At 28.9% G+C, this 1,747-nt stretch carries 2 protein-coding genes; both read left to right on the plus strand.

Annotated elements, in window-relative coordinates:
• Window positions 1-183 precede the first annotated feature (183 nt).
• Window positions 184-1,287 (plus strand): aldo/keto reductase, encoded by a 1,104-nt coding sequence (locus Q0E86_RS11125; RefSeq protein ID WP_295757191.1) that lies wholly within the window; start codon window positions 184-186, stop codon window positions 1,285-1,287.
• Window positions 1,280-1,681, plus strand: coding sequence for a DUF1893 domain-containing protein (locus tag Q0E86_RS11130; protein ID WP_295757193.1), 402 nt, complete (start codon window positions 1,280-1,282; stop codon window positions 1,679-1,681). The genes Q0E86_RS11125 and Q0E86_RS11130 overlap by 8 nt, the downstream gene beginning before the upstream one ends.
• The last annotated feature ends 66 nt before the right edge of the window (window positions 1,682-1,747 follow it).

The following is a 1,747-nucleotide window of genomic DNA, read 5'->3' on the forward strand; positions in this document are numbered from 1 at the left end:
ACCTCAGCAGTGCTCATCTATATTACCAAATACTTCTTACTTCGTCAAATGTTTTTTTACTTTTTTTCATATTTTTTTATAATAATTTGTATTTTCTCTCAAAATTATACTTTTTAAATCAATTTTTTAAACGAATGATGTAATTATGTACTATAATTTTAGTTAATTGATAGGAGGATATTTATGAAAAAATTAGGTTTTGGATGCATGAGACTACCACTTAATAATCCAGAAGACCCAACTTCTGTAGATTTAGAACAATTTTCTAAAATGATTGATACTTTTATCGATAATGGATTTACATATTTTGACACAGCTTATCCATATCATCAAAAACAAAGTGAATTATTCGTAAAGAAAGCACTAGTCGAAAGATATCCAAGAGATTCATTTACTTTAGCTGACAAATTACCAGTCCCATTTATGAAAGTAAAAGAGGATGCGAATAGGATTTTTGATGAACAATTAGAAAAATGTGGAGTTAATTACTTTGATTATTATCTTCTGCATTCTTTAAATCGTAATCATTACCAAACTGCTTTAAAATTTGGTTGTTTTGATTTTATTAAAAAAATGAAAGAAGAAGGAAAAATTAAAGAAATTGGATTCTCATTTCATGATACTGCTGATATTCTAGATCAAATTTTGACTGAACATCCTGAAATGGATTTTGTTCAACTTCAAATCAATTATTTAGATTGGAATAGTGAAAGTGTGCAATCAAAATTATGTTATGAAACAGCTGTTAAACATGGAAAACAAGTGGTTATTATGGAACCTGTAAAAGGTGGAAGCCTTGTCCAAGTTCCTCAAGATATCAAAACTCAGTTACAACATCTTGATAACTCACTATCTATTGCTTCATGGGCTATTCGTTTTGCAGCAAGTCTTAAAAATGTTCGTGTAGTACTAAGCGGCATGTCAAATCTAGAACAATTAAACGATAATATTTCATATATGAAAGAATTTAAACCGTTGACACAAGAAGAAAACAATTTTTTGATTAAACTAGGTGATCAAATTCGTACATCCATCGCCATTCCATGTACTGCATGTAACTATTGTACTCCTGGATGTCCAAAACAAATCTGTATACCAGAATACTTTAAGTTATTCAATAAAAGAAAACAAAATCTATCTAGCGGTAAATCAAAAGAGTATGAAGATTTAAAAAATGAACATGGAAGGCCATTAGATTGTATTGAATGTGGACAATGTGAGCGTGTATGTCCACAAAAGCTTCCTATTATCAGTAATCTAAAGAAAGTAGCTGGTGAATTTGAATAAATTTATTGCGCGTAGAGACAATAAAATCTTTTATTGTTCCAATGAAATTGGTGTAAAGCCAATTTTATCAAAACTTAATGAAAATATTAATTTTTATAAAGATGCTGATATAGAAGATACAGTTGTAGGTAAAGCAGCTGCAAGTTTATATGTACTCGCAAGAATTAACTTTGTTTATGCTCATACTTTAAGTGAATCCGCAAAAACTTATCTAGAAAAGAATAATATACCTTTTAAATATGATGAACTTGTTAAGGAAATTCGAAATAGAACAAATACAGGCATGTGTCCTTTAGAAAAATCAGTTATTGATATTGATGATCCTATTCTTGCTAAAGAAGCAATAGAAGATACTGTAAAAATTTTAATGTCAAAGAAAAAAAGCCAAGTCTAAATAAAAAGGACTTGGCTTTTAAATATATGTAAGTATAAAAAAAAGACCCGGCAGCTAGCTATCTTC

Source organism: uncultured Holdemanella sp. (assembly GCF_934754935.1).
In the GTDB taxonomy this organism is placed as follows: domain Bacteria; phylum Bacillota_I; class Bacilli_A; order Erysipelotrichales; family Erysipelotrichaceae; genus Holdemanella.

What these genes read in the sequence shown, in the direction of transcription:
- Q0E86_RS11125 (WP_295757191.1), top strand. Translation starts at nt 184, where the DNA reads ATGAAAAAATTAGGTTTTGGATGCATGAGACTACCACTTAATAATCCA.